16 protein-coding genes and 2 pseudogenes are annotated in these 22,335 nt (G+C 69.9%); 8 read left to right on the top strand and 10 right to left on the bottom strand.

Annotation, left to right across the window (positions count from 1 at the left end; genetic code table 11):
• Nucleotides 1–119: 119 nt before the first annotated feature.
• From ACFPIH_RS33185 to ACFPIH_RS33170, 4 genes are all read right to left on the bottom strand, one after another.
• Nucleotides 120–797: a GntR family transcriptional regulator gene (locus ACFPIH_RS33185; protein ID WP_381180739.1), complete on the bottom strand. Its 678-nt coding sequence runs from the start codon at nt 795–797 to the stop codon at nt 120–122.
• Between the two features lie 207 nt (nt 798–1,004).
• A complete protein-coding gene (locus ACFPIH_RS33180; RefSeq protein ID WP_381180741.1) occupies nt 1,005–1,943 on the bottom strand; it encodes a beta-ketoacyl-ACP synthase III in 939 nt (312 codons plus the stop codon).
• Between the two features lie 180 nt (nt 1,944–2,123).
• Complete coding sequence (locus tag ACFPIH_RS33175) at nt 2,124–2,270, bottom strand: MFS transporter small subunit (protein ID WP_381180743.1); 147 nt, start codon at nt 2,268–2,270, stop codon at nt 2,124–2,126.
• Nucleotides 2,236–3,570, bottom strand: coding sequence for an OFA family MFS transporter (locus tag ACFPIH_RS33170; protein ID WP_381180744.1), 1,335 nt, complete (start codon nt 3,568–3,570; stop codon nt 2,236–2,238). Before ACFPIH_RS33170 ends, ACFPIH_RS33175 begins: the two co-directional genes overlap by 35 nt.
• Before the next feature lie 176 nt (nt 3,571–3,746).
• Here ACFPIH_RS33170 and ACFPIH_RS33165 point away from each other — a divergent pair.
• The 3 genes and pseudogenes from ACFPIH_RS33165 to fdhD form a co-directional block, all read left to right on the top strand.
• Nucleotides 3,747–4,144, top strand: a pseudogene (locus tag ACFPIH_RS33165) (ketopantoate reductase family protein); the annotation flags it as partial.
• Nucleotides 4,134–4,691, top strand: a pseudogene (locus tag ACFPIH_RS33160) (4Fe-4S binding protein); the annotation flags it as partial. The pseudogenes ACFPIH_RS33165 and ACFPIH_RS33160, both read left to right, overlap by 11 nt.
• 7 nt (nt 4,692–4,698) lie before the next feature.
• Nucleotides 4,699–5,547 carry a formate dehydrogenase accessory sulfurtransferase FdhD gene (gene fdhD, locus ACFPIH_RS33155; protein ID WP_381180745.1) on the top strand — a complete coding sequence of 283 codons (849 nt, stop codon included), beginning with the start codon at nt 4,699–4,701 and terminating at the stop codon, nt 5,545–5,547.
• A 73-nt stretch (nt 5,548–5,620) separates the two neighbouring features.
• Here fdhD and ACFPIH_RS33150 read toward each other — a convergent pair whose 3' ends face one another.
• A complete protein-coding gene (locus ACFPIH_RS33150) occupies nt 5,621–6,148 on the bottom strand; it encodes an isochorismatase family protein (protein ID WP_381180747.1) in 528 nt (175 codons plus the stop codon).
• 111 nt (nt 6,149–6,259) lie between these two features.
• Nucleotides 6,260–7,249, bottom strand: a complete 990-nt coding sequence (locus tag ACFPIH_RS33145) for a bile acid:sodium symporter family protein (protein ID WP_381180921.1) — start codon at nt 7,247–7,249, stop codon at nt 6,260–6,262.
• A 168-nt stretch (nt 7,250–7,417) separates the two neighbouring features.
• Here ACFPIH_RS33145 and ACFPIH_RS33140 point away from each other — a divergent pair, with 168 nt between their 5' ends.
• Nucleotides 7,418–8,335 carry a LysR substrate-binding domain-containing protein gene (locus ACFPIH_RS33140; protein ID WP_381180748.1) on the top strand — a complete coding sequence of 306 codons (918 nt, stop codon included), beginning with the start codon at nt 7,418–7,420 and terminating at the stop codon, nt 8,333–8,335.
• Between the two features lie 227 nt (nt 8,336–8,562).
• On the opposite strand, the gene ACFPIH_RS33135 is transcribed toward ACFPIH_RS33140, so the two are convergent.
• Nucleotides 8,563–9,591: an Lrp/AsnC family transcriptional regulator gene (locus ACFPIH_RS33135; protein WP_381180750.1), complete on the bottom strand. Its 1,029-nt coding sequence runs from the start codon at nt 9,589–9,591 to the stop codon at nt 8,563–8,565.
• Between the two features lie 137 nt (nt 9,592–9,728).
• Between ACFPIH_RS33135 and ACFPIH_RS33130 the strand changes: the two genes are divergently transcribed.
• From ACFPIH_RS33130 to ACFPIH_RS33120, 3 genes are all read left to right on the top strand, one after another.
• Nucleotides 9,729–11,258 (top strand): MFS transporter, encoded by a 1,530-nt coding sequence (locus tag ACFPIH_RS33130; RefSeq protein WP_381180752.1) that lies wholly within the window; start codon nt 9,729–9,731, stop codon nt 11,256–11,258.
• Nucleotides 11,259–11,492: 234 nt separating this feature from the next.
• Nucleotides 11,493–13,319 carry an AMP-dependent synthetase/ligase gene (locus ACFPIH_RS33125; RefSeq protein ID WP_381180754.1) on the top strand — a complete coding sequence of 609 codons (1,827 nt, stop codon included), beginning with the start codon at nt 11,493–11,495 and terminating at the stop codon, nt 13,317–13,319.
• 100 nt (nt 13,320–13,419) lie between these two features.
• Nucleotides 13,420–14,253, top strand: a complete 834-nt coding sequence (locus ACFPIH_RS33120; protein WP_381180756.1) for an aldo/keto reductase — start codon at nt 13,420–13,422, stop codon at nt 14,251–14,253.
• Nucleotides 14,254–14,335: 82 nt separating this feature from the next.
• Here ACFPIH_RS33120 and ACFPIH_RS33115 read toward each other — a convergent pair whose 3' ends face one another.
• The 3 genes from ACFPIH_RS33115 to ACFPIH_RS33105 all read right to left on the bottom strand — a co-directional run bounded on the left by ACFPIH_RS33115 (nt 14,336) and on the right by ACFPIH_RS33105 (nt 19,137).
• On the bottom strand, nt 14,336–15,274 hold the full coding sequence (locus ACFPIH_RS33115) for a class I SAM-dependent methyltransferase (RefSeq protein ID WP_381180758.1): 939 nt from the start codon (nt 15,272–15,274) through the stop codon (nt 14,336–14,338).
• 582 nt (nt 15,275–15,856) lie between these two features.
• Nucleotides 15,857–17,563, bottom strand: coding sequence for a glycoside hydrolase family 6 protein (locus tag ACFPIH_RS33110; RefSeq protein ID WP_381180759.1), 1,707 nt, complete (start codon nt 17,561–17,563; stop codon nt 15,857–15,859).
• 89 nt (nt 17,564–17,652) lie between these two features.
• On the bottom strand, nt 17,653–19,137 hold the full coding sequence (locus ACFPIH_RS33105) for a cellulase family glycosylhydrolase (protein WP_381180761.1): 1,485 nt from the start codon (nt 19,135–19,137) through the stop codon (nt 17,653–17,655).
• A 269-nt stretch (nt 19,138–19,406) separates the two neighbouring features.
• On the opposite strand from ACFPIH_RS33105, the gene ACFPIH_RS33100 reads away from it, so the two are divergent.
• On the top strand, nt 19,407–22,328 hold the full coding sequence (locus ACFPIH_RS33100) for a glycoside hydrolase family 48 protein (protein WP_381180762.1): 2,922 nt from the start codon (nt 19,407–19,409) through the stop codon (nt 22,326–22,328).
• Nucleotides 22,329–22,335: the final 7 nt, after the last annotated feature.

Here is a 22,335-nt window from a genome sequence, read left to right as displayed (position 1 = left end):
GGCATCCCGCCCCCTGCGAGGCCGACCAGGACATCCCTCGCCGCCGAACTCCTCACCCCGTAGCAAGGTCGGCGGGAAGCCGGCTGTCGAGTTGCGCCGGGGCAACGCCCCGAGCGGGCTCAGGACCTGGCGCGGGCGTGGTACGAGCGCCGGGTGTGCTCCGTGTGCTCGCGCATGAGACGGGTCGCGAGTTGCTCGTCGCGGTTGAGGATCGCGGTGATCAGGTCGCGGTGCTCGATCCAGGACTGCTCGCCGCGCTGCCGGGCCACCGGTGTGTAGTACCAGCGCACCCGGCGGTCGACCTGCGCCGCCAGTTCGGCGAGGACCGCGTTCCCCGCCAGTTCCATGATCTTGGCGTGGAAGCGGGCGTTCAGGGCGACCGCGGCGTCCACGTCGTCGTCGGCGACGGCCTGCAGGCCCAGGGCCAGAATCCCGTCCAGGTCGTGGATGTCGGTCTCGTCCGCGTGCGCGGCGGCGAGCCGGGCCGCCTCGGCCTCCAACAGCGTGCGTACGGTGAGGAGTTGGTCGGCCTCCTCCTCCGTCGGCTCGTGCACGAACGCGCCCTGGGCGGGCCTGAGGTCCACCCAGCCCTCGGTGTTGAGCCGCTGCAGCGCTTCACGCACCGGCTGGCGCGAGACACCGAGGTGGCTTGCGAGTTCGCTCTCCACAAGGTGCTGGCCGGGCTGGAGGGCGCGGGTGGTGATGAGTTCGAGCAGCGCCTCGTAGACGCGGTCGCGCAGCGGGCCGGGCCGTTCGAGCTTGGGCACCGCACCCTGCGGCAGTCCTGTCGACAACATCGGTCGGTTCCCCTCCTGGGCAGCGCCGGGCAACTGCGGCCGGAAGCCGCGTATGCAAAAGCCGGATCACGGTCGACTGTCCACCGCGGACCGCGGACTGCATACCGTCTACACCCGAGTAGCGATTGTCTTTCGTCTACAGTCTACGGCGCACAGTAGCCAGCCCCCCGCACAGTCGGACGCCTCACACCACCCGGAGCACGCCGCTCACGGGCAGCGTACGACCTGCCCGGCGTACGACAGATTGCCGCCGAAGCCGAAGAGCAGCACTGGATCCCCCGCGGAGATCGCGCCCTGCTCGACGAGCTTGGAGAAAGCGAGCGGAATACTGGCCGCGGAGGTGTTACCCGATGCGGTGACATCGCGGGCGACCACCGCGTTGACGGCGCCGATCTTCTCTGCGAGGGGCTCGATGATCCGCAGGTTCGCCTGGTGCAGGACGACGGCGGCCAGGTCCTCGGGGCGCAGTCCGGCCCGCTCGCACGCCTGCCGGGCGAGCGGCGGCAGCTTGGTGGTGGCCCAGCGGTAGACGCTCTGCCCCTCCTGGGCGAACCGTGCCGGCTGGCCCTCGATGCGCACCGCGTGCCCCATCTCGGGCACGGACCCCCACAGCACGGGCGAGATACCGGGTTCGGCCGACGCCTCCACGACCGCGGCGCCCGCTCCGTCGCCGACGAGTACGCACGTCGTGCGGTCGGACCAGTCCGTCACCTCGGACATCTTGTCCGCACCGATGACCAGGGCGCGGGTCGCGGCGCCCGCCCGAACGGTGTGGTCGGCGGTGGCCAGGGCGTGGGTGAAGCCGGCGCACACGACGTTGATGTCCAGCGCGGCCGGTCCCGGGATGCCCAGGCGGGCGGCGACCCGGGCGGCCATGTTCGGTGAACGGTCGACCGCCGTCGAGGTGGCGACCAGCACCAGGTCGATGTCGCCGGGCCCCAGGCCGGCCGCCGCGAGGGCCTTGGCGGCCGCGTGCGCGGCCAGCTCGTCCACGGGCTCGTCCGGTCCGGCGATGTGGCGGGTGTGGATCCCCACCCGGCTCCTGATCCACTCGTCACTCGTGTCGACCAGGCCCGCCAGGTCCTCGTTGGTGAGTACCTTGGCGGGCTGGTAGTGGCCGACTGCGGCGATGCGCGAGCCGTTCATGTGGGGTCCCCCTCGTTGCCTTGGGTAGCGGGATCCACCAGTCTGATCAGTGACTCGCGGGTACGGGGACAACTTTTGTGACAGGAATCGGGCGCCAAGGTTGTCGGCTTCCCGCTACCCCTCGGACGGCCGAGCACCCGCACACCCGCCCGTGCCACCGCCTGTGAACAGCGCGGACGGCTACCCGGTGAACAGCTTCGTCGCCTTTTGTACGAGCTCGTAGAGGCCGTAGGCGAGGGGCGCCCCCACCCACAGCCAGGCGCAGGCGATCAGCGGACGCCGGTCGGGCGCGCTAGGCGGACTCGGACTGCTGCCGGGCTGGGACATCCGCGGCCTCCTTCGCTACGGGGACGTGGTGGCGGGCGTCGACGGGACGGACGAGCTCGTTGGCGACGAAGCCGACGGCGAGCAGCCCGATCATGATGAAGAGGGACATGGCGTAGAGGTCCGCGCCGTGCTTGCCTGCCTCCTCCTGCCGGTCGGCGATCCAGTTGACGATCAGCGGGCCGAGAACGCCGGCCGTCGACCAGGCGGTGAGCAGCCGGCCGTGGATCGCGCCGACCTGGTAGGTCCCGAAGAGGTCCTTCAGGTAGGCGGGGATCGTGGCGAAGCCTCCGCCGTAGAAGGAGAGGATCACCAGGGTGCAGAGGATGAACGCCGGTTTCGACGAGTCGCCGATCAGCGCGATGAGCCCGTACATCAGCGCCCCGACGCCCAGGTAGAGCCGGTAGATGTTCTTGCGGCCGATCAGGTCGGAGGTGGAGGACCAGCCGATACGGCCCGCCATGTTGGCCGCCGACAGCAGGGCGACGAAGCCCGCGGCTGCCGTCACGGACACGGGTGTCGAGGTGTCTGCGAAGAAGTCCGTGATCATGGGTGCGGCCTTCTCCAGGATGCCGATGCCGGCGGTCACGTTCATACAGAGGACCACCCACAGGCACCAGAACTGCGGGGTGCGCACCGCGGAACGGGCCGAGACCTGCACACCCGTGAGGCTCGCCGGTCCGCCCTCGGCCGCCTGTGCCGTACGCGGCACCCGCACCAGCAGCACGCCCAGCGTCATGAAGACCGCATACGACATCCCGTGGACGAGGAACGCGAGCGCGATCCCGGAGCTGTCGGATCCGAAGGACTCCAGCATCTGCGCCGACCAGGGCGAGGCGATGAGCGCGCCGCCGCCGAAGCCCATGATGGCGATGCCGGTGGCCATGCCCGGCCGGTCCGGGAACCACTTGATGAGCGTGGACACGGGCGAGATGTAGCCGATGCCGAGGCCGATGCCGCCGACGAAGCCGTAGCCGAGGACGATCAGCCAGTACTGCTCGGTGGCGGCGCCGAGCGCGGAGATCAGGAATCCCGAGGAGAAGCAGATCAGGGCGACCGTCATCGCCCAGCGCGGCCCGTTGCGCTCCACGAGCGTGCCGCCGAACGCCGCGGACAGACCGAGCATGACGATGGCGAGCTGGAAGGGCAGCGCGCTCTGGGTGCCGCTGAGTCCGAGCGCGGACTCCAGCGGCGGCTTGAACACGGACCAGGCGTAGGCCTGGCCGATGGAGAGGTGGACCGAGAGGGCGGCGGGAGGTACGAGCCAGCGGCTCCACCCGGGCGGCGCGACAGGGGGACTCATGAAGCCGAACGGTAGGAACCCGCCTGGGGTGTTGAGAAGGCGGCGCGTCGACAGTATTCGATGAACGGTATTCAGGATGCGACGAACGGTCGACGCGCGCCCTTGCCCACCCCACCCCACCTCCACACTGCAGACAATATTTCGTCGACAGAGTTCGGTAGTTCGGCGCCGGTACGATCGGCGCCTACGTCCGTGCAGCGTTCCATCGCGCGGGCGCCGACGTGCACCTCGTCGCCCGTGGACCGCATCTCGCGGCCATGAGGCGGCACGGGGTGCGGGTGCACAGTCCGCGCGGTGACTTCACCGCCCTCGCCCACGCCACGGACGACCCTGCCGAGGTCGGCCCGGTCCACTTCGTCTTCCTGGGTCTGAAGGCCAACTCGTACGCGGCGTGCGGGCCGCTGATCGAGCCTCTGCGCACGACTGCACGGCGGTGGTGGCCGCCCAGAACGGCATCACCTGGTGGTACTTCCACCGGCACGGCGGCCCCTACGACAGCCATCCGGACGTCGTACGGCACTTGGTAGGCACCCGGTTCTCCGTCGGCGAGCCCGACCGAAGTGTCTCGGCGCGCCGAGCCGGGCATGGTGGTGCGGACGGACACCGAGCGGGCCCGGCACAGCCGCAGGATCGACCGCTTCGGCGCGGACGCGGCCCGTCTCAACGAGGAACCGAAGATCGACAACGACCTCTGCGTCTGTGACTACGACAAAGGCATCCTCTGCTGCAAGTGCGTCGACGCCTGTGGCGACCAGTGGCAGAACAGCTTCGCGATCTCCGTCGCCGGACGCGGTTTCGACGCCCGGATCGCCGTGGAGCACGACGGCCCGCTGACCGAGTCGGCGTGCGTGTACTGCGGGAACTGCATTGAGGTGTGCCCGACGGGGGCGCTGTGGTTCAAGTCGGAGTACGACCGGCGGACGGCGGGCACCTGGGAGGAGTCGGCGCAGACGCGGACGACGACTGTATGCGCGTACTGCGGAGTGGGCTGCACTCTGACCCTGCACGTGCAGGACAATGAGATCGTGAAGGTCACCTCGCCGCACGACAACCCGGTGACCCACGGGAACCTCCGCATCAAGGGCCGCTTCGGCTACCAGCACGTACAGAACCGGGGCTGATCACGACATGGGACGAGTCACAGAGCGACGCAAGGTGCTCCGCATCCGCGACGGAGCGGTCTCCACCCGCCCGGACACCCTGGTGGCCGAGGAGCCGCTGGAGATCCGGCTGAACGGCAAACCACTCGCGATCACCATGCGCACGCCCGGTGACGACTTCGCGCTGGCCGCGGGTTTCCTGGTCAGCGAGGGTGTACTGGCGGCTGCATACGATCTGCAGAACATCGTCTACTGCGCGGGGGCGACCGTAGACGGCTCGAACACGTACAACGTGGTGGATGTGCGGACGGCGCCCGGCGTCACCATCCCCGACATCACGCTCGAGCGGAACGTCTACACCACCTCGTCCTGCGGACTGTGCGGCAAGGCGAGCCTGGACTCGGTCCGTACGACGGCCCGCTGGACGATCTCCGACACTCCCCCGGTCCGGGTCTCGCCCGAGCTGCTCGCGAGCCTCCCCGACCGGCTTCGGGCGGCCCAGCGGGTCTTCGACCGGACCGGGGGTCTGCACGCCGCCGCCCTGTTCTCCGAGGACGGCGAGCTGTTGGACGTGCGGGAGGACGTGGGCCGGCACAACGCGGTCGACAAGCTGGTCGGCCGCGCCCTGCAGAACGGGGACCTGCCCCTGTCCCGGGCCATCCTGCTGGTGTCGGGCAGGGCCTCGTTCGAGCTGGCGCAGAAGGCCGTGATGGCGGGCATCCCGATGCTCGCAGCGGTCTCGGCGCCGTCCTCGCTGGCGGTGGACCTGGCCGCGGAGTCGGGGCTGACGCTGGTGGGCTTCCTGCGGGGCAGTTCCATGAACGTGTACGCGGGTGAGGACCGTATCGCCCTGCGGACCGCGGCCGCCCGCGGGTGACCCGGTTTCCCCGCGGCACGGCGGCGGGGGCACGACCGACGGGGAGCGCCCCCTGCGCCGCAGGGGCCCCGTCTCAGCCCGCCGTCAGGCGCACCTGCGCAGCCCGCACCACGGTGCCCAGTCGCGGGAAGTCCAGCTGCACCGACGCCTCGTGCTCGGCGCCGGTCAGCGCGGCCATCGCGTCCTCGACGAAGACGAGGTCGTAGCCGAGGTCGCCGGCGGCGCGGGCGGTGGACTCGACGCCGAGGTTGGTGGCGATACCGCCGAACACGAGTGTGGTGACGGCCCGTTCACGCAGGCGCTCGTCCAGGCCGGTGCCCTGGAAGGCGCCGATGGTCCGCTTGACGATCTCCAGGTCGCCCTCCTGGAGCAGCCCTTCGCACAGGCCGCTGCCGGGCGGCTGTTCGGCGACGCCGCGGCGTTCGACGCGGACGAGGACGACGAGCGCCCCGGCGGCGCGGAACGTTCTCGCCAACTCCTCGGCGACGGAGAGCACTTCGGTGCCCTTGCGGGGCTCCAGGGGCAGAGCGGCGATCCGGTCCATCAGGTCGACGAGGACCAGGGCGGTGCGCGCGGGGTCGAGCGGGAGAGGTACGGTCATGACGGAACGTTATCCGTCATCAGCCCTGCGTACCGGAAATCCGGATCAACAGGCCCGTGAACACATCGCGTTCGGCGACTGGGAGCGGGTCAGGCCGGTTTCCACCGGGGTTCACACCCCTGCCGACGCGCGCTCGGCGGTAGTCGTCCCGGGCGACGGGAACGGGTCGTGGGCCCGTCGTTTGGCGATGACCGCGCACACCATGAGCTGCATCTGGTGGAAGAGCATCAGGGGCAGGACGGCCAGAGAGGCGTGGGCGCCGAACAGGACGCTCGCCATGGGCAGTCCGGAGGCGAGGGACTTCTTGGAGCCGGCGAACTGGATGGCGATGCGGTCCTCGCGGTCGAAACGCAACGCCTTGCCGCCGTACCAGGTCAGGGTGAGCATCACGGTCAGCAACACCGCCTCGACGACGAGCAGTCCGCCGAGCCGAACGGGGCTGACCTGGTGCCAGATGCCCTGGACCATGCCCTCGCTGAACGCCGTGTAGACCACGAGCAGGATCGACCCGCGGTCGACGAGCCCGAGCACCTTCTTTTGCCGGGTGACGAAGCCGCCGATCCAGCGCCGCGCCAGCTGCCCGGCGACGAACGGCACCAGCAACTGCAGCACGATCTTCACCACGGAGTCCGCGGAGAACCCGCCCCCGCCACTGCCGAGCAGGGCCGCCGCCAGCAAAGGGGTGACGACGATGCCGACCAGAGAGGAGAAGGAGCCGGCGCAGATCGCGGCGGGCACGTTGCCACGGGCGATCGAGGTGAACGCGATCGACGACTGGATGGTCGACGGGACGAGCGTGAGGAAGAGCAGCCCCTGGTAGAGGGGGTGGGTGAGGACGACCGGGACGAGTCCGCGGGCGGCCAGGCCGAGCAGCGGGAAGACGACGAAGGTGCAGGCGAGCACGGTGATGTGAAGCCGCCAGTGCCGCAGCCCGTCCAGCGCCTCACGGGTGGACAGACGGGCGCCGTACAGGAAGAAGAGGAAGGCGATGGCGGCCGTGGAGGCGCCGGACGCCACATCGGCGGCGGTGTCCCGGGCCGGGAGGAGCGCCGCGATCCCGACCGTCCCGAGCAACAGCAGGATGTAGGGGTCGACCGGCATCCGACTCGGCCACTGCAGGCGTTTCACGGTGCTCCACGTGCGGTTTCGAAGGGGTGCGCGGGGGCCGGACAGCCCCACTCCATCGTCCTCCTCGGGTCCGTGATCGGGAATCCGTCATACCGCTCTTACTGTCATCACGAATCGCGATGACCGAGTAGCCTGTCGACTGTGTACGAGCCCTCCCATCTGCGTACCTTCCTCGCGGTCGCGCAGACGCTGAGTTTCACGCAGGCCGCGCGACGGCTCGGGCTGCGTCAGTCCACCGTCAGCCAGCACGTACGGCGACTGGAGGACGCCGCCGGGCGGACGCTGTTCACCCGGGACACCCACTCGGTGGAGCTGACCGAGGACGGCGAGGCGATGCTCGGCTTCGCGCGCCGCATCCTGGAGGTGCACGAGCAGGCGTCGGCGTTCTTCACGGGCACCCGGCTGCGTGGCCGCCTGCGCTTCGGCGCCTCCGAGGACTTCGTACTGACCCGGCTGCCGGAGATCCTGGAGGGCTTCCGGTACGACCATCCCGAGGTCGACCTCGAGCTGACGGTGGAACTGTCCGGCACGCTCCACGAGCAACTGGCCGCCGGGAAACTGGATCTGGTGCTGGCCAAGCGGCGCCCCGAGGATCCGCGCGGTGAACCGGTCTGGCAGGACAAGCTGGTGTGGATCGGCGCGGAACGGCTACGGCTCGACCCCGAACGCCCGGTGCCGCTCATCGTCTTCCCGCCTCCGGGCATCACCCGTGCCCTGGCCCTGGAGGCGCTGGAGCGGCAGGGACGGGAGTGGCGGATCGCCTGTACGAGCGGCAGTCTCAACGGGCTCATCGCGGCGGCCCGGGCCGGCCTGGGCGTGATGGCCCACTCACGCGGCCTGATCCCACCGGGCCTGGTACGCCTCCCCGAACGCGCGGGACTGCCCGAACTCGGCCGGGTGGACTTCGTCCTCGTCCACGGCCGCCGACGGACCCCGGCCCAGGGGGCGGCGGACGCTCTGGCGGCGGCCATCCTGGCGGGCGGCGACCGACTGCACCGCCGGGCGACGGCGGGGCCCGGTCGGCGGAGCGGATCGCAGGGGGTGGGCGACGGCGGGTGATCGCCGGTCCACCGCATACCGCATACCGTTCAGCGTCCACCGCCCGTCACACACGGTCCACCACATACTGCATACCGCCCACCGCCCACTGCCCGCGGTAGACGGCAGACGGCAGACGGCAGACGGCAGACGGCAGACGGCAGACGGCAGACGGCAGACGGCAGACGGCACATTGCATACCGCATCCCGCCGCCCACCAGCCCCTCCCACCCCCGCTCCCCCTCACCTCACCCCCGCCCCGGATACCGATAGGTCAACTGCTTCACCCGCCGCAGAAACGGCGTCGTCTCCACATGCTGAACCCCCTCCAGCCGCCCCAACGGCCCGCTGAGGTACGCATAGAGGCCCGCCGTGTCGCGGACGACCGCGGTGACCACGATGTGCGAGGGACCGGCGGTGGCCGCGGCGTAGGCGATCTCGTGGTGGGTGGCGAGGGCCTCGCCGACCGAGTGCAGCGCGGAGGGTGCCGTGGTGATCCACAGGACGGCGGAGAGAGGGTAGCCGAACGCCTCCGACCGGTACTCGACGTCGATGTAGACCGCGCCCGAGGCGAGCAGCGCGGCGAGGCGGCGTCGGACGGCGGACTCGGAGCGGCCGGTGGCGCGCTGGAGTTCGGGGTGGCTCGCGCGGCCGTCGCGTTCGAGGACGGCGAGGAGGGGTTCGTCCTCGGGTTCGATCCGGGCCGGTCCCGACGCCTCCTCCGGGCGGGGAGCGAGGGCGGCGAGCTGGTCGTCGTCGAGCGCCCGGAATTTGCGCATCCAGCCGTCGGGGCCGCCGAAGAAACGATGCAGCAGTTGCTGGGCGCGGATCTCCACCACGCTGGGGGTGCGCGGGAGCTTGCCGAGGAGCAGGTCGTCGTGGTCGCCGGGGTGGCGCGGGCGGGTCATGCAGACGATCTCGGTGCCGCCCGAGCCGAGGCCGATCCACTGGGTGTCGTCGCGTTTGGCGAGGGCGTCCGCGATGACTGTGGCGCTGTCGGGCACGCAGCGCAGCCGCAGCATCCACTGGTCCTGCCCGAGGCGCTCGGCGTCCCGGACGGCGACGACCCTGAGGCCCGCGTCGGAGGTCAGCCGGCGGAAGCGGCGGGCGACGGTCTGGTCGGAGACGCCGAGGACCGCGCCGATTCTGCTGAAGGAGGCCCGGGCGTCGACCTCCAGGGCGGAGAGCAGCTTCAGGTCCAGCTCGTCGAAGGCATGCGGTGCGTCGAAGGTATGCGCCTTGTCGAAGGTATGCGATGTGCGGGATTCCGTCTCCATGGGCCTCTCCCCCGTCGGATTCCGTCGACCGGACACCGTATACCGCCGCGATCGACCACGCCCTGCCCATCGTACGGAGCAGCACACGCAAGGCGCACAAGCGCACAACGCGCACGACAAGAGCAAGAGGAGACGACATGCGCACATGGGGGCCGCTGACCGCGGTGTGCCTGGGCACGTTCATGTTGTTGCTGGACGTGACGATCGTGGTGGTGGCGCTGCCCGACATGGCGGGAGCGCTGCACGCGTCGCTGAGTGATCTGCAGTGGGTGGTCGACGGGTACGCGCTCACGCTGGCCGCCCTGTTGCTGGGGGCGGGGGCGGGGGCCGACATCCTGGGGCGGCGGCGGACGCATGTGGCGGGAGTGGTGCTGTTCGCGGCGGCATCGCTGCTGTGCGGGCTGGCGCCGGGGCCGGGGACGCTGGTCGCGGCGCGGGCCGTGCAGGGGGTGGGTGCGGCGGCGATGCTGGCGACGACTCTGCCGTTGCTCGGCTCGGTGTACCAGGGGCGGCAGCGGTCGGTGGCGCTGGGAGTGTGGGGCGCGGTCAGCGGCGGCGCCGCGGCGGTCGGGCCGGTGCTGGGCGGGCTGCTGGCCGAGGGTCCGGGCTGGCGGTGGATCTTCTTCGTGAACCTGCCGGTGAGCGTGGCGGCGGTGTGGCTGACGCTGAGGGTGGTGCCGGAGTCGAGGGGGCCGGGCGGCGTGGGGGTCTCCCCGCGCGAGCGAGGCCGAGCGTGGAGGAGCGTCGACTGGGCGGGTACGGCTGCGTTCGCCGGTTTCGCGGGCGGGACGACGTATGCCGTGGTACGGGCCGGGGAGGACGGCTGGACGGCGAGGGCGACGCTGACGTCGTTCGGGCTCGCGGCGTTCGCGCTGGTCTGTTTCGTGCTGGTGGAGCGGCGGGCGGCGCATCCGCTGCTCGATCTGTCGCTGCTGCGCAGGCCGGCCTTCGTGGGGGTGATGGCGGGTGCGCTGGCCTTCAACGGCGTGGCGTTCGGGGTGACGCCGTATCTGTCGATCTGGCTGCAGACGCTGCTCGGGATGAGTCCGGTGCGGGGCGGGCTCACGCTGCTGCCGATGACGGTGGCGGCCATGGTCACCGCGGTCGTGGTGGGCAAGCGGTTCCACGGGGTTCCGGCGCGTCTGACGATCGGTGGCGGGCTGCTGCTGATCGGCGCCGGCTGCCTGGCGCAGACCGTGCTGGGGGCGGGCTCGGACTGGACGGCGCTGATGCCGGGGTTCGTGCTGGTGGGGATCGGCACCGGGTTCGTCGCGCCGACGGTGGCGGGGGCGGCGCTGGCCGCGGTGGAGCCCGCGCGGGCGGGGATGGCGGCCGGCGCGGTGAATACCGTACGGCAGCTCGGGTATGCGCTCGGGGTCGCGGTCTTCGGGACCGTACTGACGTCCCGGATGGCTGACGGCCTTCCGCGCGGGGACGCGCATGTGCTGGCGGGCGGTGGGGCCGCGGCCCTGCGGGGGTCGGTCCCCGAGCACACGTTGCGGGCGGTGTTCACCACCGGGCTGGACTCGGCGCTGCTGACGGCGGGCGGTACGGGGCTGGTGGCCGGCGTGCTCGTGCTCGTACTGATGCGGCCTCCGCGCGGAGCCGGGGTCGCGGAGAAGGGTGCCGCGGTGCGGGCCGGAGAGCGGGCCGCTCCGCGCGCCTGACCTCCGGGAAGGGGTCGGACGGCGTAAGCGGGGCGGGCGGATTCGGTGGAGATTACGGCACCGAAACTTACTCAAACGTCAGCTTCCTGTCCGACCCTTCCCCATGTGGGCCCATTTTCCGGCACTGACCAGCCCAGACGCGAGCATCGCTCGCTTTCCGGCCCCCTCCCGCCCTGTCGTGAGGTGGGGTAGCTTTCACGGCGCTGTGCGGCCATGAGAAGCGGGGTGCCGGGTTTGCGCGAGTTCACCAACCCTCCGTTGGCGTTGGCACCGCCCGTCGGCGGTCTGGCCGACGTCGTCTTCCGGTACGCCCAGGAGGACCCGCAGTACGTGGCGCTGGGCCGCAAGGACGAGCGGGGCGAGTGGCGGGACGTCACCTCCGCGGAGTTCCGCGACGAGGTCCTCGCTCTCGCGAAGGGCCTGCTCGCGCGGGGGATCCGGTTCGGCGACCGGGTCGCGATCATGTCCCGGACCCGCTACGAGTGGACGCTGTTCGACTTCGCCCTGTGGACGATCGGCGCGCAGGTGGTGCCGATCTACTCGACGTCGTCGGCCGAGCAGTGTTTCTGGATGCTGTACGACTCCGAGTGCACCGCGGCGGTCCTGGAGCACGAGGACCACGCGATGACGATCGCCACCGTCATCGACCGCCTCCCGAGGCTGCGGCAGCTGTGGCAGCTGGACGAGGGGTGTGTGCAGGAGCTGTACGACTCCGGCGCCGCCGTCGAGGACGACGTGGTGCACCGGCACCGGGAGGCGGTCACCCCCGACTCGGTCGCCACGCTGATCTACACCTCGGGCACAACGGGCCGTCCCAAAGGGTGTGTCATCTCGCACGGCAACTTCATGTTCGAGGCGGACACGGTCATCGAGCGCTGGGAGCCGGTGTTCCGTTCCAGGAGGGGCGAGGAGACGGCGACACTGCTGTTCCTGCCGCTCGCGCACGTCTTCGGCCGGATGGTGCAGGTCGCCGCGATCCGCGGCAGGGTCCGTTTCGGGCACCAGCCCCAGCTGAACGCCGCCGCTCTGCTGCCGGACCTGGTCGCGTTCCGGCCGACGTTCTTCCTGGCCGTGCCGTACATCTTCGAGAAGGTGTTCAACGCGGCGCGCCGCAAGGCCGAACGGGAGGGGAAGTCGGGGCCGTTCGAGAAGGCCATCGAGGTCGCGGTGAACTACGCGGACGCGGTGGAGGCGAAGGCCTGGGGCATCGGTCCCGGCCCGTCGGCGGCCCTGCGGGTGCAGCACCAGTTCTTCGAGAAGGTCGTCTACTCCAAGGTGCGCGCGGCGATGGGCGGTCGGGTGCGGCACGCCATGTCGGGCGGCTCGGCCATGGACCGCAGGCTGGGGCTGTTCTTCGCGGGCGCGGGTGTGCAGATCTACGAGGGGTACGGCCTCACCGAGACGACGGCGGCGGCGACCGCCAACCCGCCCGGCCGCACCCGTTACGGCACCGTCGGCCGGCCCATCCCGGGCATGACCGTCCACATCGCGGACGACGGTGAGATCTGGCTGCGCGGGGACAACGTGTTCCAGGGGTACCTCAACAACCCCAAGGCGACCGACGAGACCCTGCACGACGGCTGGCTGGCCACCGGTGACCTGGGCGCCCTCGACGAGGACGGCTACCTCACCATCACCGGCCGCAAGAAGGAGATCCTGGTCACGTCGGGCGGCAAGAGTGTCTCGCCGGGGCTGCTGGAGGAGCGGGTGCGCGACCATCCGCTGGTCAGCCAGTGCATCGTGGTCGGCAACGACCGGCCGTTCGTCGCCGCCCTGGTGACCCTCGACCAGGAGGCCGTCGAGCACTGGCTGGAGATGCGTGACAAGCCGCGGATGAGCCCCGTCCAGCTGGTGCGCGACCCGGATCTGGAGGCGGAGGTGCGCCGGGCCGTGGTGGCCGCGAACACCCAGGTCTCGCAGGCCGAGTCGATCCGTACGTTCCGTATCCTGGCCCAGCCGTTCACGGAGGAGCACGGGCTGCTGACGCCGTCGCTGAAGCTCAAGCGCAAGGCGATCGAGAACGCCTACGCGGACGAAGTGGACGCCTTGTACCGGACGTAGGGCTTTGGGGTACGGATTCCGGGGGCAGGAATGCATCGCGCCGTTTGATCGTTGACGATGGGAATACCACTTTGACGGACAACCGAAGGATCAAGAGCTCGTGAGCAGCAAGGTCCCCCCGATCATCCTCAACAACGGCGTGGAGATGCCCCAGCTGGGCTTCGGTGTCTGGCAGGTGCCGGACGACGAGGCGGAGCGGGCGGTCGCCACAGCGCTGGAGTCCGGGTACCGCAGCATCGACACCGCGGCTCTCTACGCCAACGAGGAGGGCACCGGCAAGGCCATCAACGGCTCCGGCGTGCCCCGCAAGGACGTCTTCGTCACCACCAAGCTCGGGAACGGCGACCAGGGGTACGACGCGACGCTGCGCGCGTTCGACACCTCGCTGGGGAAGCTGGGCCTGGACTACGTGGACCTGTATCTCATCCACTGGCCGCTGCCGGCCAAGGACAAGTACGTCGACACGTACAAGGCGTTCGAGAAGCTCCTCTCGGACGGCCTGGTGCGCAGCATCGGCGTGTCCAACTTCCTGCCGGAGCACCTGGAGCGGCTGGCCGACGCGACGTCGGTCATCCCGGCGGTCAACCAGATCGAGCTGCACCCGCATCTGCAGCAGCACGCCGCGCGGGAGTTCCACGCGGAGCAGGGCATCGCGACCGAGGCCTGGTCGCCGCTCGGCCAGGGCAAGGGCCTCCTGGAGGTCCCGGCGATCGTGGCCATCGCCCAGAAGCACAACCGCACCCCGGCCCAGGTCGTGCTGCGCTGGCACCTCCAGCTCGGCAACGTGGTGATCCCGAAGTCCGTGACGCCGTCCCGGATCAAGGAGAACATCGAGGTGTTCGACTTCGTTCTGGACACCGAGGACCTGGCCGCGATCAGCGCGCTGAACGAGGACCGGCGTATCGGGCCGGACCCGGCGACGTTCGGGGGCTGAGCCCCCACGGCGGCTGGGTGGAGGGGCGTGACCGACGGTCACGCCCCTCCACCGCTTCCGGGGGGAAACGGCCCCGCGTCGTCTACACGGGCTTCACCGCCGTATGCACCGTGTGTGCCGCCAGGACGAACACGTCCGGCCGGTGGTACACGCCCGCCGGGTCGTCGGGGTCGACCAGCCGGTCCAGTACGGCGCGGTCCTCGGGGTCCATGACGTCGCCGAAGCCGTCCCCCAGCCGGGACAGGAGGACGCCGATGTAGTCGCGGGCGCGGTCGGAGGCGGGGGCGGGCAGGTCGAGCAGGAAGGTGCGGCTGCGGGCGTGCTCGAGGCCGGCCGCGCCGAGCAGCGCGGGCCAGTCCTCGACGACGCCGACGGAGCCGGGCAGTTCGGCCCGCATCCTGGCGAACCACTCCTCCTGCAGCGCGTCGAACCGTGCTTCGAGGCCCGGGCGGCCGAGGCCGAGGTCGCGGGGTAGGAAGCGGCTCGGCAGACCGCCCTCCATGATCGCCAGGGTTCCGCCGGGCGCCAGCCGGTCGGCGAAGGCGGCCAGGGCGGCCCGCTGGTCGCCCAGGTGGTGCAGGCTGCGGCCGGCCCACAGCAGGTCGGCCGGGTACTCCGACTCGTCGAGTACACCGGGGAGATCGCCGGCCAGGGTGTCGAAGCGGTCGGTGTACCCGAGCCGGGCGGCCCGCGCCCGGGCGCGCTCCAGCAGCGGCTCGGAGCCGTCGACCGCGAGGACCCGCGCGCCGGGGAAGACCTCGGCGAACAGGCAGGAGACCACGCCGGGGCCGCTGCCCGCGTCGACGATCAACCCGGGCTCGGTGATCTCCTTGCCGAGCCAGGCCAGGGCCCGCTCGTACAGGGGTGCGAAGAGCTCCGCCTGGGCTTCGAGGTGCGAGGCCATCTCGGCCCAGTCGATGTCGGTGTGGTGGCCCGAGTGGGCGTGCGTGTGCGTGTGCGCGCTCTCGTGCTTGTGCTGGTGCTGGTGCGCGTGGGCGGGTTCCTGCGGGTGGTGCGCCATGGGGCCAGCCTCTCGTCCGGTGTGCCGTCAGAGTGCGCCGACGCACCGCGCGCGGGCCAGTTCTGTTGCGGGTACGGCAAAATCTGTGACCGCCACGGCAAAAACGGGACGGGGGGCACGGGGCGGTTCGCGTGCGATGGCGCGATGGCGCGATGGCGCGATGGACGACAGGCTGGTCGACCGTTTCCTGACGGACGGGTTCGTGAGGATCGGCATGGCCGACGGCCCGTTCGCCGCCGCGGCCAACACGCCAGTGCCGCACGAGGCGTTCGACCTGCTGGTCGGTGCGGGCCGCCGGGCGCCTCGCTCATCGCTGGGCACGTTCCCACTGCGTTTTCCGGACGAGGTCGAACCCGACGACGCGGGCCGGCACATCGAGGGCGGCCATCAGCCGGCCGGGCACCGACCGGGCCGTGCACGAACGTCCCCCGTTTCCTGGCCCAGCCGCCAATGTGTCCGGCCGCTCCCTGCGAACTGGAGCGGCCGGACGGGGACTACTCGGCGGTGGAGTTCGCGATCCGCCTGGGCCTGGCCTGGAGGGCTGAGCCCGAGGCAGATCGCATACGGTATTCCGCGCGCTGTCTACAGCGGCGGGTAGGCGTTCTGCATCAGCTGCTGGAACTGCGCGGAGAACCAGTGGCCGGACAGCGGCGCGTTCGCCAGGGCGCCCGACATGTTGTTCCCGTTGCGGGGGTTGCCCGTGTACGTCGGGTCGCACATCCGGTCGAAGCCCTTGCCCTCGTCGTTCGCGATGGCGGAGCTGGACCCGTCGGACTCGCCCGGCGGCTTCATCCAGACGTAGGCGTCGATACCGGTCGCCGGAGCGGCCTGCGGTCGTTCGCCGAGGCCGGCGCCGGACTGGTTGCACCAGTTGCCGATGTGGATCCGGCGGTCGTAGCGGCCGCCGTCGACATAGGTGTCCACGCTGGTCGTGGCGCCCGGGCCGGTGGGCCGGGCGGTGCCGCCCCAGCCGTTGCGGGAGGTGTCGATCAGCATGCCGATGGTCGACCGGAAACCGGCGGAGATCAGCTGTGTGCGGAAGGCCTGTGCGTACGACAGTTCGTCCACGTACCGGTTCCAGTCCACCCACTTCGACTGGCGTACGGAGGTGCCGCCCACGCTGTCGTTGATGGTGAAGTTGTTCTCCTTCAGGGCGCTGTAGTTGGCCGTGTTGGTGATGAAGCCGTGTACATCGTCTACAGTCGCCCCTTCCGCGGTGGCGGCCTGGTAGAAGAGCTGGGCGGAGGGGGCGAAGTTGTCGTCCCAGCCGAGCCAGCCGTGGTGACCGGCGTCGATGTAGTTGTAGACGTTGGGGATCGCGCCGAGCTTGTCCAGCGCGTAGCCGACGCCCTTCACGTAGTTGCCGTTGGCCTTCATGGTGTCGCAGGCCGCGGTGGCGGTGGGCCGGCTGCCGGTGTTGGTGACCAGGTTGGGCAGCGAGTCGATCTCGATCGTGGTGACGATCCGCAGCGAGGCGTACTTGCTGTCGGCGAGGATCGCCGCGATCGGGTCGATGAACTGCGTCTTGTACTTGTCGATCTCCGTCGGGCCGAGCTCGCCGTTGGAGGCGAGGGCCGCGCAGTCGCGCCCCGGCAGGTCGTAGACGACCAGCTGGACCACTTCCTCGCCGCTGCCCTTCTGGGCGAGGGCGGCGTCGAGGTGGGCGCGCAGGCCCATGCCGCCGTTCACGCCGTTGATGGCGGCGATGCGGTCGAGCCAGACGCCGGTGGGCTGGTTGGAGATGCGGGAGCCGCCCGTTTCGGCTGCGGCCTTCGCCGACCACTCCGGGTTCACGTACACCTTGGCGCCGGCGTAGGGGTTGTCGACCTTGGTGGAGGGGGTGCCTGGGTCGGTGGGTCCGCCGGTGCCGCTGTCGACGTTGCAGGTGACGCCGTCCAGCGTGAACGTGGCCGGGATCGCGTTGCTGCCGCTGTAGGAGCCCTGGAACCCGAAGCTGACCGAACCGCCGGTCGGCAGCGTCCCGTTGTAGGTCTCGTTGTTCGCGGTGACGGCCGTACCGGACTGGGTGATCTTCGCGTTCCAGCCGCTGGTGACCTTCTGGTTTCCGGCGTACGCCCACTTCACCGACCAACTCGACTTGGCGGCCGAGTTGTTGGTCACGGAGACGTTGGCGGTGAAGCCGGTGTCCCACTGGTTCTGCACCGTGTAGGCGACGGTGCACGGGATGGCGGCGATGCCCGGGTCCCCGGGAACCACCGCGAGTGCCGTCCCGGAGGCGCCGGCGACCAGCGCCAGCGCGGCGAGTATCGCTGTTCTGCTACGGCTCATGTTGCGGGTTTCCTTGTCCGTTGCGGGTGTTGTCCGTTCCCTTGGTGCGTCTGACCGGTGGTCCCTTGGTGCGTTTTCTGCGGTGGCGCCTATCCGTCGAGGGCGCGCAGGTGGTCGCGCAGCCCGGTGCCGTACGCGGTGGGGGTGCCGTCGTAGTCCGAGATCAGGGATGGGCCGGAGGAGCAGTCCCACGTGTTCCAGGTCCAGCCCAGGTACGACAGACCTCGTTCGTCGAACCACTGCATGACCTGGTCGACGAACGAGTGCGAGCAGGTGTTCTCCCCGATCTCGCCCGCCACGAGCGGCACCTGGGCGGCGACCGGGGCGAGGGTGGAGTTCCAGCAGCTCGTGTTCGCACAGGAGTTGAAGTTGTAGACGTGCCAGGCGGCGGCGAGATTGCCGGTGGGGTCGGTGGGCTTGTACGTCAGCCACTGGGCGAGGTCGTTGGAGTACGCGATACCGCCGGCGAGGATGACATTGCGGGCACCGGTCGACCGTATGGAGTCGACGAGATCCTGCATACCGGCGACCTCGTACCCGATGCCGGGGCAGGTGCCGCCGTCCCGCCAGCACTGCCAGGCCTGGGTGGTCGTGGAGGTCGCGCGGTCCGGGTAGGGCTCGTTGAACAGGTCGAACACCACGGCGGCGTCGTTCTTGAAGGTGTTGGCGACGGACGTCCAGAAGGATGGTGTGTACTGCATGTCGGGCATCGGCTTCTGGCAACTGGCGTGCACGTCGGAGCAGCCGGCCGAGTTGCCCGCGTACTGGCCGTAGGTCCAGTGCAGTTCGACGACCGGTGTCATGCCGTGCGCCTCGACGCGGGCCACCAGGTCCTTCACGGCGTTGACGTAGTTGGCGCCGCCGTACGCGGCCTGGATGTTGGAAAGCCCCAGCCAGCACTCCTCGTTGAGCGGGATTCGGACGGTGTTCGCACTCCAGTCGGCGATGGCGGCGACGGCCGCGTCGTCGACCGGGCCGTCCCAGATGCCGCGTCCCTGCACGCACATGAACTCGCCGCCGGAACGGTTCACGCCGAGCAGTCGGCGGGTGGCTCCGTCGGCGTCCACGAGCCTGTTCCCGGAGACGTGCAGCGCGGGCGGCGTGTCACCGGGGCCCGGAGGGGTGGTGGGCGTGGGTGTCGGGGTCGGTGTGGGTTCCGTGTCGACGTTGCAGGTCGTGCCGTTGAGCCTGAACGTCGTCGGTACGGCGTTCGTCCCGGACTTCGAGGCGATGAAGCCCGCGCTGACACTCGCGCCGGTGCCGAGGGTGCCGTTCCAGGTCTCGTTCGCCGCGGTGACGGTCGTGGCGGACTGGGACCACTTGGCGTTCCAGCCCTGGGTGACCTTCTGGCCGTTCGCGAAGTCGAAGATCAGGCTCCAACTGCTCATGGCAGAGGCGTTGTTGGTGACTTTCACAGCGCCCTGGAAGCCGGCGTCCCACTGGCTGGTGACCGAGTACTCCACCGTGCACGCGGGCGTGGCTCCGTGCGCCGTCATGACCGGCAGGACCGCGCCTGTCCCGAGGGCGGCCGTGCCGGCAACGGCTAAAACCACTGAACGAAGGGGGCGTCGCATGAGCGACTCCTTGCAGATCAGCGCGTCGTGACGGACGCGTCGACTGATGGAATCGCTCCCACTGGTGTCCAGAAGGTAGCGCCAAGTGCTGGCAAAGAACAGGGGCGTCGCTGACTTTCCCTCAACATCCGGCGTCGAATCTTTTCGACTCTTCAAGCACCTTGACCGCCCCCACCCCCGTCCTCACTATGGGAGCGCTCCCACTGGTTCAAGGCTTGTTGCTCCTCCCCCCACTTCGCTGTTTCGAGCCGCAAGGAGGAACCAGCACCATGGATCCCCTACGCAGACGCGGGCGCCGTAAGGCGCGGCGCCTGTGGACCGCCGTCGCGGCGGCCCTCGCGCTTCCGCTCGCCATGCTGAGCACGACCACGACTTCCGCCCAGGCGGCGGCACTTCAGTGCAGTGTCGACTACAAGACCAACGACTGGGGCTCCGGCTTCACCGCGGACCTGACCCTGACCAACCGAGGTACGGACCCCATCACGGGCTGGACCCTGACGTACGCGTACGCGGGCAACCAGAAGCTGACGAACGGCTGGAACGGGACCTGGGCGCAGTCCGGTCAGCAGATCACGGTGAACAACGCCACCTACAACGGGACGATCGCGGCGGGCGCGGCGGTGAGCACGGGCGCGCAGTTCACCTACAGCGGCAGCAACGCGGCTCCCACGGGTTTCGCCGTCAACGGCACCACCTGTGTCGGCGCGCACCAGCCGCCGGTCGCCGTGCTGACCAGCCCGGCCGCGGGCGCCGTCTACACGCAGGGAGACGCGGTGCCACTCGCGGCGACCGCGGCTGCCGCCGACGGCGCTACCGTCACCAGGGTCGAGTTCTACGACGACACGACCCTGCTCGGCACCGACACCAGCTCGCCGTACTCGCTGTCGGCCTCCGGCCTCGTCGCGGGCAGCCATTCGCTGGTCGCGAAGGCCTACGACAGCCTGGGCGCGTCGGCGTCGTCGGCACCGGTCGGCATCACGGTCGCGTCGGGGCCTGCGGTGGTCGCCTCCACCAATCAACTCGCGGTGCAGCAGGGCAAGTCGGGCAGCTACGAGCTGAAGCTGTCGACGCAGCCCTCGGCCAATGTGACCGTCACGACCGCCCGCACGGCCGGCAACACGGGCCTGACGGTGACCGGCGGCGCGTCCCTGACCTTCACGTCGTCGAACTGGAGCACCGCGCAGAAGGTGACGATCACCGCCAACGCCTCCGGCACGGGCGCGGCCACCTTCGAGTCGACGGCCACCGGGCATGCGAAGGCATCGGTCACGGTCACCGAGATCGCCGGCGCCAAGGTGTACGACGCCCGGTTCCTGGACCTCTACGGGAAGATCACCAACCCGGCGAACGGTTACTTCTCCCCCGAGGGCATCCCGTACCACTCGATCGAGACGCTGATCGTCGAGGCGCCGGACCAGGGCCACGAGACGACGTCGGAGGCCTACAGCTACCTTCTCTGGCTACAGGCCATGTACGGCAAGGTCACGGGCGACTGGACCAAGTTCAACGGCGCGTGGGACATCATGGAGAAGTACATGATCCCGACGCATGCCGACCAGCCGACGAACTCGTACTACAACGCGTCGAAGCCGGCGACCTACGCGCCGGAGCTGGACACTCCGAACGAGTATCCGGCGCGGCTGGACACGGGTGTGTCCGTGGGATCGGATCCGATCGCCGGTGAACTGAAGACCGCATACGGTACGGACGATGTCTACGGTATGCACTGGCTGCAGGACGTCGACAACACCTACGGCTACGGCAACGAGCCCGGCAAGTGCGAGGCGGGCCCGACCGCGACCGGACCGTCGTACATCAACACCTTCCAGCGCGGTGCGCAGGAGTCGGTGTGGGAGACGGTGCCGCAGCCGACCTGCGACGCCTTCAAGTACGGCGGCACCAACGGTTACCTGGACCTGTTCACCGGCGACTCCTCCTACGCCAAGCAGTGGAAGTACACCAATGCCCCGGACGCCGACGCGCGCGCCGTGCAGGCGGCGTACTGGGCGGACATCTGGGCGAAGGCGCAGGGCAAGGGCAGTGACGTTTCCGCAACCGTCGGCAAGGCCGCGAAGATGGGCGACTATCTGCGGTATGCGATGTACGACAAGTACTTCAAGAAGATCGGCAACTGTGTGGGGCCGACCGCCTGCGCGGCCGGTACCGGCAAGGACGCCTCGCACTATCTGCTGTCCTGGTACTACGCCTGGGGCGGTGCCACCGACACCAGCGCCGGCTGGGCCTGGCGCATCGGCTCCAGCCACGCCCACGGCGGCTACCAGAACCCTCTGGCCGCCTACGCGCTGAGCAGTTACGCCGATCTGAAGCCCAAGTCGGCGACCGGGCAGGCGGACTGGGCCAAGTCCCTCGGCCGGCAGGTGGAGTTCTACCGCTGGCTGCAGTCCAGCGAGGGCGCCATCGCGGGCGGGGCGACCAACAGCTGGGCGGGCCGCTACGCGACTCCCCCGGCCGGCACGTCCACCTTCTACGGCATGTACTACGACCAGCAGCCCGTCTACCACGACCCGCCGTCCAACCAGTGGTTCGGGTTCCAGGCCTGGTCGATGGAGCGGGTCGCCGAGTACTACCAGCAGACGGGGAACGCGCAGGCCAAGACGGTCCTCGACAAGTGGGTGGACTGGGCGCTGTCGAAGACCACGATCAACCCCGACGGCACCTATCTGATCCCCTCCACGCTCCAGTGGTCGGGCCAGCCCGACACCTGGAACGCGTCAAGTCCGGGCGCCAACAACGGACTTCACGTGACCGTCGCCGACTACACCAACGACGTCGGGGTGGCAGCCGCGTACGCCAGGACGTTGACGTACTACGCCGCCAAGTCCGGTGACACGGAGGCGAAGACGACCGCCAAGGCGCTCCTGGACGGCATGTGGACCAACTACCAGGACGCCCTCGGTATCGCGGTCCCCGAGACCCGCGCCGACTACAACCGCTTCGACGACGGCGTGTACGTCCCGAGTGGCTGGAGCGGGAAGATGCCGAACGGCGACACGATCAACTCCTCCTCGACCTTTGCCTCGTTGCGTTCCTTCTACAAGAGCGACCCGGCCTGGTCGAAGATCGAGAGCTATCTCGCGGGCGGTGCCGCGCCCGTGTTCACGTACCACCGCTTCTGGGCCCAGGCGGACATCGCCCTGGCCATGGGCTCGTACGCGGAGCTTCTCGAATAAGTCCCCG

Origin of the sequence: Streptomyces vulcanius, from assembly GCF_042653945.1 — a bacterium.
Taxonomy (GTDB): domain Bacteria; phylum Actinomycetota; class Actinomycetes; order Streptomycetales; family Streptomycetaceae; genus Streptomyces; species Streptomyces mangrovi.
This window is presented reverse-complemented; position numbering and strand designations above follow the sequence as displayed.

Coding starts and splice junctions, on each gene's coding strand:
- ACFPIH_RS33185 (WP_381180739.1), bottom strand. CDS start 797: ATGTTGTCGACAGGACTGCCGCAGGGTGCGGTGCCCAAGCTCGAACGG.
- ACFPIH_RS33180 (WP_381180741.1), bottom strand. CDS start 1,943: ATGAACGGCTCGCGCATCGCCGCAGTCGGCCACTACCAGCCCGCCAAG.
- ACFPIH_RS33175 (WP_381180743.1), bottom strand. CDS start 2,270: ATGTCCCAGCCCGGCAGCAGTCCGAGTCCGCCTAGCGCGCCCGACCGG.
- ACFPIH_RS33170 (WP_381180744.1), bottom strand. CDS start 3,570: ATGAGTCCCCCTGTCGCGCCGCCCGGGTGGAGCCGCTGGCTCGTACCT.
- fdhD (WP_381180745.1), top strand. CDS start 4,699: ATGGGACGAGTCACAGAGCGACGCAAGGTGCTCCGCATCCGCGACGGA.
- ACFPIH_RS33150 (WP_381180747.1), bottom strand. CDS start 6,148: ATGACCGTACCTCTCCCGCTCGACCCCGCGCGCACCGCCCTGGTCCTC.
- ACFPIH_RS33145 (WP_381180921.1), bottom strand. CDS start 7,249: ATGCCGGTCGACCCCTACATCCTGCTGTTGCTCGGGACGGTCGGGATC.
- ACFPIH_RS33135 (WP_381180750.1), bottom strand. CDS start 9,591: ATGGAGACGGAATCCCGCACATCGCATACCTTCGACAAGGCGCATACC.
- ACFPIH_RS33130 (WP_381180752.1), top strand. CDS start 9,729: ATGCGCACATGGGGGCCGCTGACCGCGGTGTGCCTGGGCACGTTCATG.
- ACFPIH_RS33115 (WP_381180758.1), bottom strand. CDS start 15,274: ATGGCGCACCACCCGCAGGAACCCGCCCACGCGCACCAGCACCAGCAC.
- ACFPIH_RS33110 (WP_381180759.1), bottom strand. CDS start 17,563: ATGAGCCGTAGCAGAACAGCGATACTCGCCGCGCTGGCGCTGGTCGCC.
- ACFPIH_RS33105 (WP_381180761.1), bottom strand. CDS start 19,137: ATGCGACGCCCCCTTCGTTCAGTGGTTTTAGCCGTTGCCGGCACGGCC.
- ACFPIH_RS33100 (WP_381180762.1), top strand. CDS start 19,407: ATGGATCCCCTACGCAGACGCGGGCGCCGTAAGGCGCGGCGCCTGTGG.